The sequence below is a fragment of the Shewanella vaxholmensis genome (assembly GCF_031932135.1).
Lineage (GTDB): Bacteria > Pseudomonadota > Gammaproteobacteria > Enterobacterales > Shewanellaceae > Shewanella > Shewanella hafniensis.
Map to the genome: position 1 here is coordinate 89,652 of NZ_JAUOEV010000005.1, position 15,068 is coordinate 104,719.

14 protein-coding genes and 1 other RNA gene are annotated in these 15,068 nt (G+C 46.9%); 9 read left to right on the forward strand and 6 right to left on the reverse strand.

All coding sequences use genetic code 11. From position 1 onward, the window contains the following. Positions 1–56: 56 nt before the first annotated feature. The 8 genes from pspA to ffs all read left to right on the forward strand — a co-directional run bounded on the left by pspA (position 57) and on the right by ffs (position 6,728). Positions 57–740, forward strand: a complete 684-nt coding sequence (pspA, locus tag Q4Q46_RS06645) for a phage shock protein PspA (protein ID WP_006081137.1) — start codon at positions 57–59, stop codon at positions 738–740. Positions 741–757: 17 nt separating this feature from the next. Continuing rightward, a complete protein-coding gene (pspB, locus tag Q4Q46_RS06650; RefSeq protein ID WP_006081138.1) occupies positions 758–997 on the forward strand; it encodes an envelope stress response membrane protein PspB in 240 nt (79 codons plus the stop codon). Next, a complete protein-coding gene (gene pspC, locus Q4Q46_RS06655; protein ID WP_006081139.1) occupies positions 984–1,370 on the forward strand; it encodes an envelope stress response membrane protein PspC in 387 nt (128 codons plus the stop codon). The genes pspB and pspC overlap by 14 nt, the downstream gene beginning before the upstream one ends. 113 nt (positions 1,371–1,483) lie before the next feature. Next, the gene (locus Q4Q46_RS06660) at positions 1,484–2,944 is read left to right on the forward strand and encodes a YcjX family GTP-binding protein (protein WP_311905555.1); all 1,461 of its coding nucleotides are present in this window, start codon (positions 1,484–1,486) and stop codon (positions 2,942–2,944) included. After that, positions 2,941–4,161, forward strand: coding sequence for a TIGR01620 family protein (locus Q4Q46_RS06665; protein ID WP_311905556.1), 1,221 nt, complete (start codon positions 2,941–2,943; stop codon positions 4,159–4,161). Before Q4Q46_RS06660 ends, Q4Q46_RS06665 begins: the two co-directional genes overlap by 4 nt. A 386-nt stretch (positions 4,162–4,547) precedes the next feature. Then, entirely contained in the window at positions 4,548–5,741 is a 1,194-nt protein-coding gene (gene megL / locus Q4Q46_RS06670; protein WP_311905557.1) for a methionine gamma-lyase, read from the forward strand. A gap of 226 nt (positions 5,742–5,967) precedes the next feature. Next, the gene (locus tag Q4Q46_RS06675; RefSeq protein ID WP_311905558.1) at positions 5,968–6,336 is read left to right on the forward strand and encodes a ComEA family DNA-binding protein; all 369 of its coding nucleotides are present in this window, start codon (positions 5,968–5,970) and stop codon (positions 6,334–6,336) included. 294 nt (positions 6,337–6,630) lie between these two features. Next, an RNA gene (gene ffs, locus Q4Q46_RS06680) (signal recognition particle sRNA small type) lies at positions 6,631–6,728 on the forward strand. A gap of 215 nt (positions 6,729–6,943) precedes the next feature. On the opposite strand, the gene Q4Q46_RS06685 is transcribed toward ffs, so the two are convergent. The 6 genes from Q4Q46_RS06685 to dinG are packed head-to-tail and all read right to left on the reverse strand — an operon-like array spanning position 6,944 to position 12,420. Continuing rightward, positions 6,944–7,234, reverse strand: a complete 291-nt coding sequence (locus Q4Q46_RS06685) for a late competence development ComFB family protein (RefSeq protein ID WP_006081144.1) — start codon at positions 7,232–7,234, stop codon at positions 6,944–6,946. Positions 7,235–7,267: 33 nt separating this feature from the next. Then, on the reverse strand, positions 7,268–8,176 hold the full coding sequence (locus tag Q4Q46_RS06690) for a histone deacetylase family protein (protein WP_311905559.1): 909 nt from the start codon (positions 8,174–8,176) through the stop codon (positions 7,268–7,270). 29 nt (positions 8,177–8,205) lie between these two features. Further along, entirely contained in the window at positions 8,206–8,895 is a 690-nt protein-coding gene (locus Q4Q46_RS06695) for a DUF2057 domain-containing protein (protein ID WP_220776398.1), read from the reverse strand. Between the two features lie 10 nt (positions 8,896–8,905). Beyond that, a complete protein-coding gene (locus tag Q4Q46_RS06700) occupies positions 8,906–9,574 on the reverse strand; it encodes a primosomal replication protein (RefSeq protein ID WP_264175268.1) in 669 nt (222 codons plus the stop codon). Next, complete coding sequence (locus tag Q4Q46_RS06705; protein ID WP_106650157.1) at positions 9,565–10,338, reverse strand: sulfite exporter TauE/SafE family protein; 774 nt, start codon at positions 10,336–10,338, stop codon at positions 9,565–9,567. Before Q4Q46_RS06705 ends, Q4Q46_RS06700 begins: the two co-directional genes overlap by 10 nt. Positions 10,339–10,347: 9 nt before the next feature. After that, positions 10,348–12,420, reverse strand: coding sequence for an ATP-dependent DNA helicase DinG (gene dinG, locus Q4Q46_RS06710; protein ID WP_311905560.1), 2,073 nt, complete (start codon positions 12,418–12,420; stop codon positions 10,348–10,350). Between the two features lie 137 nt (positions 12,421–12,557). Here dinG and Q4Q46_RS06715 point away from each other — a divergent pair, with 137 nt between their 5' ends. Continuing rightward, positions 12,558–15,005: a DNA polymerase II gene (locus tag Q4Q46_RS06715; protein ID WP_311905561.1), complete on the forward strand. Its 2,448-nt coding sequence runs from the start codon at positions 12,558–12,560 to the stop codon at positions 15,003–15,005. Positions 15,006–15,068: the final 63 nt, after the last annotated feature.

Consider the following 15,068-nt stretch of genomic DNA (forward strand, 5'->3'; position numbering starts at 1 on the left):
TGGCACGGTTAGTGTATTACCTTATATGAGACCAACATCAATTTGAGGATAGGATTATGGGAATTTTCTCTCGTTTCGCCGATATCATTAACTCTAATATCAGCGCATTGCTGGATAAAGCCGAAGACCCAGAAAAAATGGTTCGACTGATTATCCAAGAAATGGAAGACACACTCGTTGAAGTGCGTTCTACCTCAGCTAAAGTGTTAGCTGAGAAGAAAGAGCTGCAACGTCGTATCAACCGCGTGTTAGAGCAAGTGCAAGATTGGCAGGATAAGGCTGAACTGGCACTGTCCAAAGACCGTGAAGACTTAGCGAAAGCCGCTTTAGTTGAAAAACAAAAAGCGACCGGTTTAGCAGACACGCTGAATCAAGAGTTAGCCGTTATCGATGAACATATCGCACGCTTGAAAGATGAAGTGGGCATGTTGCAAGAAAAGCTGCTCGATGCAAAAGCGCGCCAAAAGACTATTATTTTGCGCACTCAAACAGCGTCATCACGCTTAGAAGTGAAAAAGCAGTTAGATTCAAGCAAGATCGACAACGCTATGCTCAAGTTTGAGCAATATGAGCGCCGTGTCGAAGGCTTAGAAGCCCAAGTTGAATCTTACGATCTTGGCAGCAAAAAGACCTTAGCCGATGAGTTTGCGGCGCTAGAAGCGGAAGATTCTGTGAATGCAGAACTGGCAGCGCTAAAAGCCAAGGTAAAAGGTAAAGCGCCAACTAAGTCAAAAGAATAACAATTCAGAGGTGAGTTATGGATATGGACGTGCTAATGGCGCCGATTATTATTTTCATGGTGATAGTCGCGCCAATATGGTTAGTTCTTCATTATCGCAGTAAGCGACAAGTGAGCCAGGGACTCACTGAGGAAGAGTTTTCACAACTCAATGACTTGATATCCAAGGCCGATAAAATGGCGGCGCGTATCGAGACCTTAGAGGCCATTCTGGATACAGAATCGCCCGAATGGAGGGGGAAACATGAGAGGATCTAATGGCCGTACTTTGTACCGCATTCCCCAGTCAGGCAAAATAGCGGGTGTATGTGCAGGGATTGCCGAGTACTTTGCGATTGAAACTTGGTTAGTGCGAGTACTTGCGGTGTCTATCTTCTTACTCGGCGGCTCTGGTGTAGTGTTTATCATCTATGTCGCTTTATGGGTGATTTTAGACATCAAGCCGCAAAAGCATTACGATAGAGACGATATCGAGGTGAAGAAGAAGCCGTGGCAGTCGGGAGAACCCGCAAAGCAAGCGCTAAGCGACGTGAGTCGTCAATTTCGAAGCCTAGAAGTTAGGCTACAAAATTTAGAACGTCACGTCACCTCTGACAACTTTGATTTAAAAAGACAAATCAATAGTTTGTAACCCTTCTAAAGGGCGGCCATGTCCGCCCTTGTTGCTTAATCTCTGTTTCACCCCAGTGTATAGTCAACATCACTTGACATAAGTTAACATCATTCGACATAAGGGAAGTCTCTATGGGAATGCTTGATGCCTCGCTCCATAAATTAACCCAAAAGGGACAATCCCTGTTACATCGCACCGCGGACCGGCATTTACGTTTGGCCGTGACTGGGCTTTCTGGTGCGGGAAAAACCGCGTTTATCACAGGTTTAGTCAATAAGTTACTTAATTCTGGACCTGTCTCAACCTTATCCCACGCCCGCAACAACAGCGCTTTGCCATTGTGGCAGGTGAGCCGCGATCAGCGTTTGCTCGGGGTTAAGCGTGCCATGCAGCCGGATCTGGAAATCGCTAGTTTTGATTATCAAGGCGCCATGTTAGCGCTCACTTCCGAGCCTGCGACTTGGCCAGCCTCCACTCGCACTATTTCTGAATTACGACTGGCGATTAAATACCGACCGCAAAAGGGCTTATTGGCCAAGTTTTCTGATACCGCCACACTGTATTTGGACATAGTCGATTACCCCGGCGAATGGCTACTCGATTTACCTATGCTGCGCCAAGACTTCGTTACTTGGTGCCGTGCTCAACAAGTTCGCATCGAGAATCTTAAAAGCTCACCCTTGTATGCTGAGTTTGAACAATCTTTGATGTCATTAGATTTAGCCGCTAGCGCCGATGAGCAGCAATTAAAGCGGATTGCCGATCAATATCAGTTATTACTCAATGATTTAGTGCACGTGCAAGGTTATTACCAAGCGCAGCCTGGACGTATGTTATTGCCGGGTGAATGGCAGGGCGCTCCCTTATTGGCTTTTTTCCCCCTGTTATTGGTTAATGATGAAAAGTTCGCAGCGCTTTCGCAAAGCGATAAACACAGTGGATTCCATGCACTGGAAAAACGCTATAAAGAATATGTGGCTAAAGTGGTTAAGCCTTTCTATAAAAATCACTTTGCCGGTTTTGATCGGCAACTTGTGCTCGTTGACTGCTTTAGTGCGTTGAATCGTGGTAAAAAGCAATTTGAGGATATGGGCGCGGCGCTTAATGCCATTATGGAAAGTTTTCAGTTTGGCCAATCGAGTTATTTACGGCGTTTATTTGCCCCCCGCATCGACCGTTTATTGTTTGCCGCGAGCAAGGTTGACCATGTGACGCGCGATCAGCAGAGCCATGTTTTGTCCCTGTTGACCGATATGTTGAAACACAGCCAGCATTTTGCCAGTTTCGATGGTTGTAAAGTGGAGACGATGGCGATTAGCGCCATCAAAGCGACTCGCCATGGCATGGTAACGACCCAAGAGGGTGAGGTCGAAGTTGTTCAGGGGACGGGACTCAATGGTAAAGCCCTGACCTTATTTCCAGGCGAAGTGCCCACTCGCTTACCTGCCCCCGATTTCTGGCGTGACCAAGGGTTTAACTTTGTCGGCTTTGCACCGCCGAGCAATGCCAATGTTGACCCATCTCAAGTGCACTTTGACCATATTCGTCTCGATCATTTGCTGCAGTACTTACTGGGAGATAAGTTGGAATGACGCTAAAGCTATCGGATAACGCTAATGAGCAGGCTTCTAATTCTTCTGCGAACTCATTTGCACACTCAGTTGAACATAAGCCGCTGAAAAAGCAGCAGCTGTTTGACTCACAAGTTGTTGAGCTCAAACCCAGCAAAGAGGAGCTCAAAGGGGCGAAAGCCTTTGAACCGCATACGCCAGTGCAAGAAGTGGCTGCCGATATTGAGGAATTGATGGATGAAACGCTGTCTACCCATCCTAAAATGATCGATGCTAAATCGGTATCGCCTCAACTCGTAAAATCACGCCCTTGGTCTTGGCTCGCTCGTCTGGCGGTAACGAGTTTATTGCTGCTCGTAGTGGTTCAAACGGGATTAGGACTGAGGGGTGCTTGGCTTGAGAGCCCTTGGTTGTTCAGTTTTTATGGTGTGGTGCTTGGGGTTGTCAGTGCGTGGGCATTGGCGGGGGCGTTTAGTGAGTACCGTAAACTGAAGCGACTCAAACAGGTCGCCGATACTCAAGAAACAGGCGCTAGGCTTGCGCAGAGCATGCAAATGGGTGAGGCAGACAGTTTTATCGATAACATAGTGTGCCACTATGGCGACAGCCAAGGTTTGCAGCAACTGCGTCGCTCATTAAAAGATGAACATAATGATGCCGAGAAAGTCTTGTTATTTGAGGACTTAGTGCTGACGGAGCGAGATGAACTGGCCAAAAAAGTAGTGCGACGCTATGCGGCTGAGTCGGCAGTGCTACTGGCGGCCAGTCCGTTAGCTGTGCTCGATATGGCAATCATCCTTTGGCGTAATCAACGTATGCTGCGTGATGTCGCCCGCTGTTATGGCATAGAGCTAGGTTATTGGAGCCGAATTAAACTTATCCGCAGTATCATCATTAATATTATTTATGCGGGCACCAGTGAGTTAGTTACCGATTTAGGGACACAGCTGTTATCGGTTGAAATGACAGGTAAATTGTCTGCTCGCTTGGCCCAAGGCTTAGGGGGCGGCATGTTAACAGCGCGCCTTGGATATCAAGCCATGGCGCTGTGTCGGCCGATTGTGTTTAGGGAAGAACAAAGGCCTAAATTGTCTAAAGTGCATCAGGAATTGTTGATCGAACTGAAGCAGTTTTCAGGCAAGCTGTTTACTAAGGAAGGCCGCGACGCATTAAAAGGCCAGTTCGCCGATGTGGATGACAAGGTACCTAAGTCAGCTAAAGATAAATCTAAAGAGTAGATATTATTTAATATCAAACAATTAACCGATTTAAATCGGCCGAAAGTAGATGCGCTAATGGACTGGTTCCTTAGCGCATTTTTTTATGATTTTTTGCAGGTACCGAGTATGACAAAGTGCGGCTGAAAAGTGCTATGTAACAAGTTAATTACACTTTTGTGCGCTGCTATTTTCGCCATGCTACTGGCTTAAGTGCTTGGCCGCGTTATGGTAGGGCTTATTCTGTAGGGCTTATTCTGTAGGGCTTATTCTGTAGGTCTTATTCGATAGGGCTAATGTTTCATTAACTTATCTATTGGATTATCCATAACGCAGGTATTGAGCATCCCAAACGAACAATTAATCAACAACGGGGTCAGTTCAATGCCAATGACAAGGAGCTAGGTATGCAAGATGAGTCAGGCAAGATGTGGAAAGCGGCAACACAGGTTATTCATGGCGGCCATGAGCGTGAGGCTTTTGGCGCCTTAGTGACGCCGCTATATCAAAGTGCGACTTTTGTGTTTGAGTCGGCGCAGCAAGGTGGCGAGCGATTTGCGGGTAATGAGCAGGGGTATATTTACACGCGCTTAGGGAATCCGACAACCGCCGAGCTTGAACGTAAAATGGCGATTTTAGAAGGTGCAGAGGCTGCCGCTGCAACCGCATCTGGTATGGGCGCAGTATCTGCCGCATTACTGGCTAACTTGCAGATGGGCGATCACTTAGTGGCATCCAATGCCGTATACGGCTGTACTTATGCGCTAATGACGACTCAGTTCGCTCGCTTTGGTATTGAAGTGTCCCTAGTAGACTTTTCATCGGAAGCAGAAATAGAAGCGGCGATTCAATCCAATACTAAGGTCATTTTCTGTGAAACCCCAGTCAATCCCCATTTACAGGTATTTGATTTAGCGGCAATTGCGACTATTGCTAAACGCCACCAGTTGGTCAGTATTGTCGATAATACCTTTATGACTCCATTACTACAGCGGCCGCTGGATTTTGGTATCGATTTGGTGATCCACAGTGCGACTAAATATCTCAATGGTCATGGTGATGTGATTGCGGGGATAGTGTGTGGCAGTGAAGAGCAGCTCCATAAAGTGAAGTATGAAATCTTAAAAGATATTGGCGCTGTGATATCGCCACATGATGCTTGGCTGATCTTGCGCGGCCTTAAAACCTTAGATGTACGTTTACAGCGCCATTGCGATAGTGCACAGCGCGTGGCCGAGTTTTTGGCCGAACATCCCAGTATTAACCGCGTGTATTATCCCGGACTTGCCTCTCACCAAGGGCATAAATTCATTGGTCAGCAGATGAAACGTGCCGGCGGCGTGATCGCGTTTGAATTGGCGGCAAATTTAGAGGAGGCTATGGCCTTTGTGGGGCATTTAAGCTTGTTCTCTATTGCGGTGAGCCTAGGCGATGCAGAATCCCTCATTCAACATCCAGCGTCGATGACGCACTCTCCCTATACGCCAGAGGCGAGAGCAGCGGCTGGCATTGGTGATAATCTGCTGCGAATTTCTATTGGCTTAGAAGATTGTGACGACATTATCGCCGACTTGAATCAAGCGTTAGCGCGTTTAGCTTAACGAGTGTCACTAATTTAAACCACCAACTATTTGAATGATAAAGGGATGCGATTTAGCATCCCTTTTTCTATGGTTAGGTTTAGATTCATCGGGTTAAGAGGTGAAGTTTAGCTAGGGTGAATATTTGTGGCGCCGATTTGGTATTTCATAACAGCTTGGACTATTTTTGATTTGAGGCCACGGAAGTAGGAAGAGAGGCCGCAATTCATGGAATAGAGGAAGAGTTATGAACATCACCAAATGTATACCCGCTATTATGAGCGCCATGGCATTAACGGCTTTTTTGGCAACGTCAGCAATCGCCGCAGACACCCCGACTAAAGCCGCCGCTAAAATGCAGACTCAGGCCAAAACTGAGGCGAGCGATATGGCATCGGATGCGAAGAAAGCTATGCCGGACGCTGCTCAAGTCAACATCAATACGGCTTCAGCAGAGCAGTTACAAGTGCTAAAAGGGATTGGTGCCGCTAAGGCGCAAGCGATTGTCGATTACCGCACCAAAAATGGTAAGTTCAATGCAATTGATGATTTAGCCAATGTCTCGGGTGTTGGGGCTAAGTTGATTGAGCAGAATCGTCATTTGATTAAGTTGTAATTATCTCTGGCGATGATTGAGCTGCATTATGTATTGAGTTTTACTCTTGTTGAATTTTCTTTATGCCAAGTTTGACACAGTGAAACTCAGGGAAATGTCTATAAAAGTCTGCATTTGCAGGCTTTTATCATTTCAATCACTGCACTTGCTTATAGATTGTGCAGTTAGGCGGGATATTAACAGATCTTGTCGATTAGCGCTTGATCCCTTAGAGGGCATGGGGGATAATCCTCGGCGTTCAAGCAAGCACTTTGGTTTATCTCTTTCAAAGTAATGCTCGAAGTTATGGTGACCCTAGGGTCCCCCCGCAATGATAACTTGTGAACTCGGCCAGGCCCGGAAGGGAGCAACCGCAGCAAGCGACTCGTGTGCCGGGGTGTCGGCTCTAGGGGAACCTCCAATTCTGTAATACCTCTGTTTTATTCTCGTTTCACTTCTCTATATCTACTCAATTTATTTTATTCAATATACTAGCTAACTGACTTCTGTTTTCTGCCGTTAATCATTTATAGCGTTAATACTTTATACGCAATGGGATAATCCATTGTTTGCCTCTTTCATGCCACTGCAACGGCTAAAATGCTATGAACAATAACCCTTAGCGAGATTAACGATTGGCTTCGGCTTCTTCCTGCAATCTTTTTTGCAGATTTTGTTTAAGGAAGGCGCGGGACTTTTCGAGTGCGGTTTGGATCTCACGCTTTAATGCTTGCAGCTCGTTATAGTCTTCAAAGAAGTAGGTATCGACGAGGTGGCGTATGTAGCGCACTGGCAGTTGATTTAAGGTCACACAACATAAGTCGGCGAGATAGTCTTCAGGAAGCTCGTCCATAAGTCCTTCATCTGACAATATTTCCATTAAAAGAACTTCGTAGTAATTACGGATTTCGAGTTGCATCGTTATGCTCCATGACGGTTTTCATTGAGTTTGCTACCACAAATGGTTTGCCGCAATAAAAAGTTGGCTGTGTCTTTGGCTTAATTGTAGTGCGTCTCTGCTATAGCCGCCGCCTATCACGGCTGCAATTGGAATATTTTCCGATTTTGCCATTGATAACACAGTTAAATCCCGTCTGAACAGCCCTTCTTGACTGATATTAAGCAAGCCGAGATCATCATTTTGATGGATATCGACCCCTGCATCATAAAGAATGAGATCTGGCTGATGGATGCGGATGAGTAGGGCGAGTGTTTGCTCCACGGTTTCGAGATACAGATTGTCATCGCTGCCTTTGGTTAGCTCAATATCATGGTGGGAATGCTGCTTACGACTCGGGAAGTTCTCTTTGCAGTGAATCGAGCAACTGATGATCCCTTGATGTCGCTGGCTGAGTGTTGCACTACCATCACCTTGATGCACATCGCAATCAAAAATCAGTACCTTGTGCACTTGCTGGCTCGCGATGGCATTTTTGGCCGCGAGGATAAGATCGTTGAAAATACAATAGCCACTGCCAAAATCGTAATGGGCGTGATGATAGCCACCCGTTAGGTGCAGGCCAATACCCTGATTAATGGCCAATGAAGCTGTGAGAGTGGTGCCTGCCACAGAATGCAAGGTGCGCTCGACTAAGGCTTCACTCCATGGAAAACCAATCCGCCTAAGCGCCGCTGTTGGCAACGTGCCCGAGATAAACTGCTCTACGTACTCGCGTTGATGCACTTGCATTACATGCTGCGCTGTCATCGCCGTAGGCGTGTGGAACTGGGCTGGTGTGGCAAGCTGATTATCGAGTAAGTACTGCCGTAGATGCGCGTACTTGGTCGTGGGGAATCTGTGGTGAAGAGGAAGCGCCAGCTTGGAATAGCTGGCGTGATAAACCAGTGGGATCAGAGTCAATATTGACTAAACCTCGTTATCTCAAGTCGTTACAGCTGTGAAATTGCCCAGCTCATAAATTCTTTACGCGTTTTCTCATCCGCTTGTAGCCACCAGTATTGCAACATTTGTTGTGGATTAGCAGCTGTCGCTTTAGAGGTATCTACGGGGGCAGTGAGTGACGTCGCGCTAACGGTCGCCGATGTCGCCACGGGTGCTGGTGCAACGGCTACTACTGCGCCTGCAGCACCGGTTGCTGCTGCGGCAGTTCCCGATACGTCAACAGCTTGATTACCACTGAAAAGGCGAGAGACAAAGCTTTCTTCTTCTAAATTGGTATTCACCACTTGGAAATTGACGTTGCCTTTGTCGCTACGGGTCAATTTGATTTGTGGGTTTTGCGCGTAAACTTTTGGCTTTTTGACGACTTTGCCTTCGGCGGCTTGGAGGTAATATTGATAGTCGCCATCAACGTCTAAGGTCACGATGAAAGGGGCTGATTTAACAAAGGTTTGGCTATCGCTAAAGTCGTCTTCTACCATTTCATGGTAACGAATGGCGATTTTATGAGTGCCAGGTGTCAATTCTAAGCTGCTTTTATGGTTGAATACGCTGGACTCGACTTTTTTACCATCGAGTGCAAGGTACTCAAATGACATCGGAATGTTGAGATCTGCGGCGAAGGCTGAAGCAGAACCGAGTAATACTAGCAGGCTGCTGATTGGCAAAAGTGATTTCAATTGTTACTCCTTAACGATTATTACTCTGATACGGACGTTCGAATATTTGAATGCGATCTTCTATATAACTAATAGCTTGCCTGCATTTTCCTAGACGACGATGCATCAAAAGGATGTCATTTTGCAATTTTATTTTGTCAGCACTATGACAGTTTTCAAGTTTTGATTCCATTTCTTCAATTTTTTGTTCAAATTTTTTCGCCCAATTTAGGTGTTTGTTCAATTCTTCATAGATCTCGTGACTATTTTGCATCACGTTATTGGCGATCCAATCGAAACCACTGGCTTGGTGAGACTGATTCTGACGCTGAGCAAAACGGGCGCGGCTACTGGCACGTTGCTGAGTCTTGGACTTAATGTCGATAGAGGTCGTCAGCAAGGCCCGTTTGACGGCGGTGAATCTGTCTTGGATCCGCTCACAGCTCAGGGCAATCGTCTGGGGGGCGAGTTTGAGCTTAATTTGTTTTTCGAGCTGTATAATGCTGCTCCGAATTTGTTCAATACAGGGGCCGAGTTGGGCGCCGTGTTGGACAAACAGCGAATGATTAAAGCGCTCCGTTTCTTGCAGGAGTTTACGCTGCGGCGGCGCGAGTCGATTATCGTGCTGCAGTACTTCTTGCTCTAGGGCTTTGAGCTGATTTTTCAGCATCACCAGTAATTGTTGGGTGTTCACAACCATGCGCTCCATGCCAAATTTGCTGCAATCATTAGCACGATCAAAATAAACAGTGGACGAATAAAGGGCATGCCAAATTTAATCGCGCAGCGGGCGCCGATAAATGAGCCTAACATCATGCATAATCCCATCCACAAACCTATTTGCCACTCTACCTGTCCAAGCCAGCCAAAGATAGTCAATGCGGTCAAGTTGCTGGTAAAGGTCATTGCACGGGCAAGGCCGCAACTGTGTAGTAGAGGCAGCTTGTATAAAGAGCCGGATGTGACAGTCCAAAATGCGCCTATGCCTGGGCCGGCAAAACCATCATAAGTGCCTAAAGCGAGTCCCTGTAGCCATTGTTGTTTAGCAGGTGGTTTGCTGCTTGGGGCTTGGCAGTTAACGTCCGATATCGCATTGGGGCTGACTAAACTGTAAATGGCAATGCCAATGATCAGCAAGGGCAGGACTTTTTCGAGCCATTGGGTATCGACTAAATAGACTAAAAAACTGCCCAAGACTGCGCCAATAAAGGTGGCAATAAAAGCCATGTACCAAAACGAGGGTTTAAAGAGGTGCTGGCGATAATAGGTCCAAGCTGCCATTGAAGAGCCAAAACTGGCGGCTAATTTATTGGTGCCTAGTACTGTGTGCGGTGCAATGCCTAAGGTTAACAGTGCGGGGATCGACAAAAGGCCACCGCCGCCAACGACGGCATCGATGAATCCAGCGATAAGACCTATAACTGCCAACAGGGCCCAATGACTGGGCTCGAGTAACAATTCCAAATTTTAATCCTACTCTATGACACGTCTAAAGGGCGGTAAGGCGTCCAGCAAGGACTTGCCATAGCGTTTAGTAACTAACCGCCTATCTAAAATGGTGACTCGGCCATAATCTTGCTCTTTACGCAGTAATCTACCACAACTTTGAATAAGCTTACGTGAAGCATCTGGGATAGTCAGTTGCAAGAAGGGATTGCCGCCTTTGACTTTGACATATTCCGCATGGGCTTGTTCAACGGGTGAGGTTGGCACCGCAAAGGGCAGTTTAGTGACGATCAAGTTCGTCAGATAATCGCCGGGTAAGTCGAGGCCTTCGGAGAAACTACCGGTGCCGAATAATATGCTCGGTTCACCTTTATCGCACTTGGCTTTATGATTTTCGAGCAACTGTTGCCGTGGCGCATTGCCTTGAATAAGCAGTTCTGTGGTGAGTTTACCTTCAAGTAATTCAACCACTTTTTCCATCTGCCAGTAGGAGGCGAATAACACTAAGGTAGCCATTTCTCCTTCAATTAGAGTAATGATTTGCTCGGCAAGTTCTGCCGTATAGGCATCGTCCGTCGGCTCAGTGCGCATTTTGGGTAAATAAAGTGTCGCGTTATTGGGATAATCGAAGGGCGATTGTAAGGCTAAATAACGACTGCCATCGTTGAGTGATAAACCGACTTGATGCACAAAATGGTCAAAGTTATTGAGTGCGCGCAGCGTGGCGCTACATAAAACTACGCCCGCGGCCTTTTGCCACAGCATGGATTCCAGCATAAAGCCGACTTCAATGGGCGAGGCGCTAAACAGATAATCGACTTGCTTACCTGTGATTAGCTCGACCCAGCGCGCCATAGGGGCACCTTTATGTTTATCTTCCTTGGCCATCATCTTCCACAATTTTTGTAGATTCTCGAGCCTTTGCAGCATAAAACCGGTTTCGGCCAATAGTGCTTCGGATTGATGTTTAGGAATGTCGCCATCTTTAATCGCCTCTGCCAACAGCGACAGCATTTTATTAAACTGTTTGAGGGCAAGATTAGAGGTCACAGCAAGGTTTTCGGCCAGAATAAGTAATGAGTCAGGCAGTTTGCCGTGCTCAAAACGCAGACGGTTTTCAGGATTGGCAAAGTGTTTGGTCTGGGTATCGCAGTAGTGGGCCACTTGATTGAGCTGGCTGATAAGATCGCCTAAGTGATCCTGCATCGCCTGCGCAGGAGCAATAATGTTGTTGCTCTTTATTTGGTTTTGCAACTTAGCGCAGGTTTTACCAATTTTTTCGAGCCAGTCGCAGGCGCCCCTCAGCGTGGCCTGAGCACTGGAGAAATCCCGCGCCACAATCGGTAAGTGATGTGCCTCATCGATAACATAAAACACGTCTTCGGGATCGGGCAAAATCACGCCGCCACCGAGCTCTAAGTCGGCGAATAACAAGCTGTGGTTGGCAATGAGTACATCCCAGGTATCGACATCTTCACGGGCTTTATGGAACGGGCAATTTCTGTGGCTGGCGACTTGACGATGACAGCTGTGTTTGTCGCAGGCGATTTGTTGCCACAGGTGATCGGGCAGCGGTACGGCTAAGGTATCGATTTCGCCATTCCAGCGACCTTCGTTATAGTCTTTTAACAGGCCATGCATCATAGCTACTTGGCTGTTGTCAGGCTTAGTTTGCCACATGGCCATTTGTGTACTGTTGTCGTCACCGATGAGCATCGCCAGTTTCGATAGACACACATAACGTTGTCGACCTTTGACTAGGCCAAAGCGGAAATTTAAGCCAGATTGCTCAAGGAAGAAGGGCAAGTCTTTATGCAGTAACTGTTCTTGCAGGGCGACGGTCGCGGTGGCGATACAGACTTTTTTCTTGCTCGCTAATGCCAGTGGAATGGTACCGAGAATATAAGACAATGATTTACCGATACCTGTCCCTGCTTCGACCACGATAATGCGTCTATCTTTGTCATAGTCGCCGGCGAGGGTCTTAGAGATTTCCGCCACCATATAGTTTTGTTCGCGGCGCGGCCTAAAATTAGGCAAGGCGGTAGCGATATCTTTATAGATGGCGCGGATCTGGGTTTTTACATTGTCAGGTAACATGCGTCACTACTTTATCGAATTAATGCTGTACATAATAACAGTGATTGCATAGCCTAAGAAACTTTTCTGCCATTTGGCGGCATTTAAATTGAGGAACCATCTAAATTGACAAGCTATGCGATTTGGGAACCCATGCGATGAAGCCAGAGGCTGCCGCGGCCGTTAGTGTACAAGGTCGAGTCTTAACACGCCATGCGATTCATCGTCATGGGAGTTTAGTGTTGCAGTATTATCTGGCTACCGCCCAAGGCCCTGTGCTGGTGGAAGTGCAAGGTACTGAACACATTTGTTTTTGCCATCAAACGGATGTGGCGGCTCTACAGTTACAAACGCCGGGTCAAGCATTGCGGTTTGTGCCATTAGCACTCAAAAGCTTTAAAGGCGGCGCTGTCAGTGGTGTTTATGCCAAATCGAGCAACAGCATGCGTACCTTACAGCGCATCGCTAAAGATGCCGACATCCCCTTATTTGAAGCCGATATTCGACCCGAACAGCGTTATTTAATCGAGCGGTTTGTGGCGCTGGATGTGGCATTTTTAGGGCATTTCTCTGCGACGAGTAACATACACGCGCCGACTAGCGACAGTCTTGTGGCTAACTCGCTGCCCGTGTTTATCGCCGAGCGGGCAAAGAGTATTGCTCCCTTGATGGCGGTGAATTTACGCTGTATTTCACTGGATTTTGAATGCAGCTTTGAGGGGTTACTCTATTCGGTTGCGCTATATGGTCAAGACAGTAGCCAAGCCGAGGGGCAAGGCAGCCTCAAGCAGACTTATGAAAAAGTGATCATGGTGGGCGAAGCTGAATCAAACGCCCCCGAGTATATTGAATGGGTGGTCGATGAAGCTGCACTTATTCATCGATTAATCGCGTGGTTCCATGAGTTTGATCCTGATTTTATTATCGGTTGGTCAGTGGTGAGTTTCGATCTCGCGCTATTGTCACGCCGTGCATTATTACACCGTATTCCACTCACCATTGGCCGCGGTGGCGCTATGCTCGATTGGAAGGTTGATAATAAATTTCGCCCAGAAACCTTAGTCTTACCGGGCCGTGTGGTACTCGATGGTATCGATTGGCTTAAGGCGGCTTTTTATCACTTTGAGCGTTTCTCGCTTGAATTTGTGTCGCGGCAATTATTAGGTGAAGGCAAGGCCATTCATAACGTCGATAATCGCGTTGAAGAAATTGACCAGCTGTTTAAGACCGATAAACAAGCCTTAGCGCATTACAATCTTACCGATAGCCGCCTAGTGTGGGATATTTTTACTCACACTCAATTGTGGGATTTTGCCCTCGCGCGTGCCGAACTGACTGGTTTAGAACTTGGGCGAGTAGGGGCTTCGGTGGCGGCGTTTAATCATTTGTATTTACCGCATTTACATCGAGCGGGTTATGTCGCTCCAGCAGAGCCTGCCAGTGATGGCATTGAAAGTCCTGGCGGCTACGTGATGGATTCTGTGCCGGGTCTCTATAAACACATCTTAGTGTTCGATTTTAAAAGTCTGTATCCCTCCATTATTCGCACCTTTTTGATCGATCCTAAGGGATTGATTGAAGGCTTGCAGTTGCCGGAGTCTGACTGTGTTGCGGGGTTTCTCGGTGGCCGTTTCAGTCGGCAACAGCCTATTTTACCTAAGCTTATCCAAACCTTATCTGAGCAGCGAGAAAAGGCCAAGCGTGAACATAATGCGCCGTTATCGCAAGCGATAAAAATTATCATGAACTCGCTGTATGGGGTTTTAGGTTCTCAAGGCTGCGTGTTCCACGATGCAAAGTTAGCAAGTTCGATCACGATGCGCGGCCATCAAATCATGAAACAAACCCGCGCATGGATAGAAGAGATGGGCTATCAAGTGATTTATGGCGATACGGATTCGACCTTTGTCAGGCTTGGCAGCGAGCCTGATCTCTCAGACATTAACGCCTTGGGTAACAGTCTGGCGCAGGATATCAATGCTAAGTGGCAGGCTAAGATCTGTGCTGATCACCAAGTTGAGAGTTTTCTCGAGTTACAGTTTGAACGGCATTACGAGCAGTTCTTTATGCCAACCTTAAGAGGCTCATTAGAAGGCAGTAAAAAGCGTTATGTTGGCGCGTGGCGCAATGCGAGCGATGAACTTGAGCTTATCTTTAAAGGTATGGAACAAGTGCGCAGTGATTGGAGTCCCTTAGCGCGCAAAGTCCAAGAGTCACTCTATGAGCGAATGTTTAACCAAAGGGATATCAGTGTTTATTTAGCCAGCGTGTTTGAAAAATTGCTTGATGGTCAGTTGGATAATGATTTGGTATTTCGTAAACGCATGCGGCGCAATATCGAAGATTACACGGCTAAATCTTCACCACATGTTAAAGTCGCCCGGCAACTATGCGACTTAACAGGTGACACCACTTTTGGCAAGCGTGGGGCGCAAATTGACTACCTGATTACTGTAAATGGACCGGAACCCTTACTGTACAGAACGTCACCAATTGATTACCAATACTACATTGATAAGCAAATTGGCCCTATTGCAGAGCCGGTATTTTCGATAATGAAACTAAACTACATGGATATTGCGTCAAAGCAGTTGCTGTTAATATAGTGTTTTTAATGTTCTTTGTGTGTTGCTATAGGTGGCGAATGTAGCGTTTTAACCTGTTTTGTA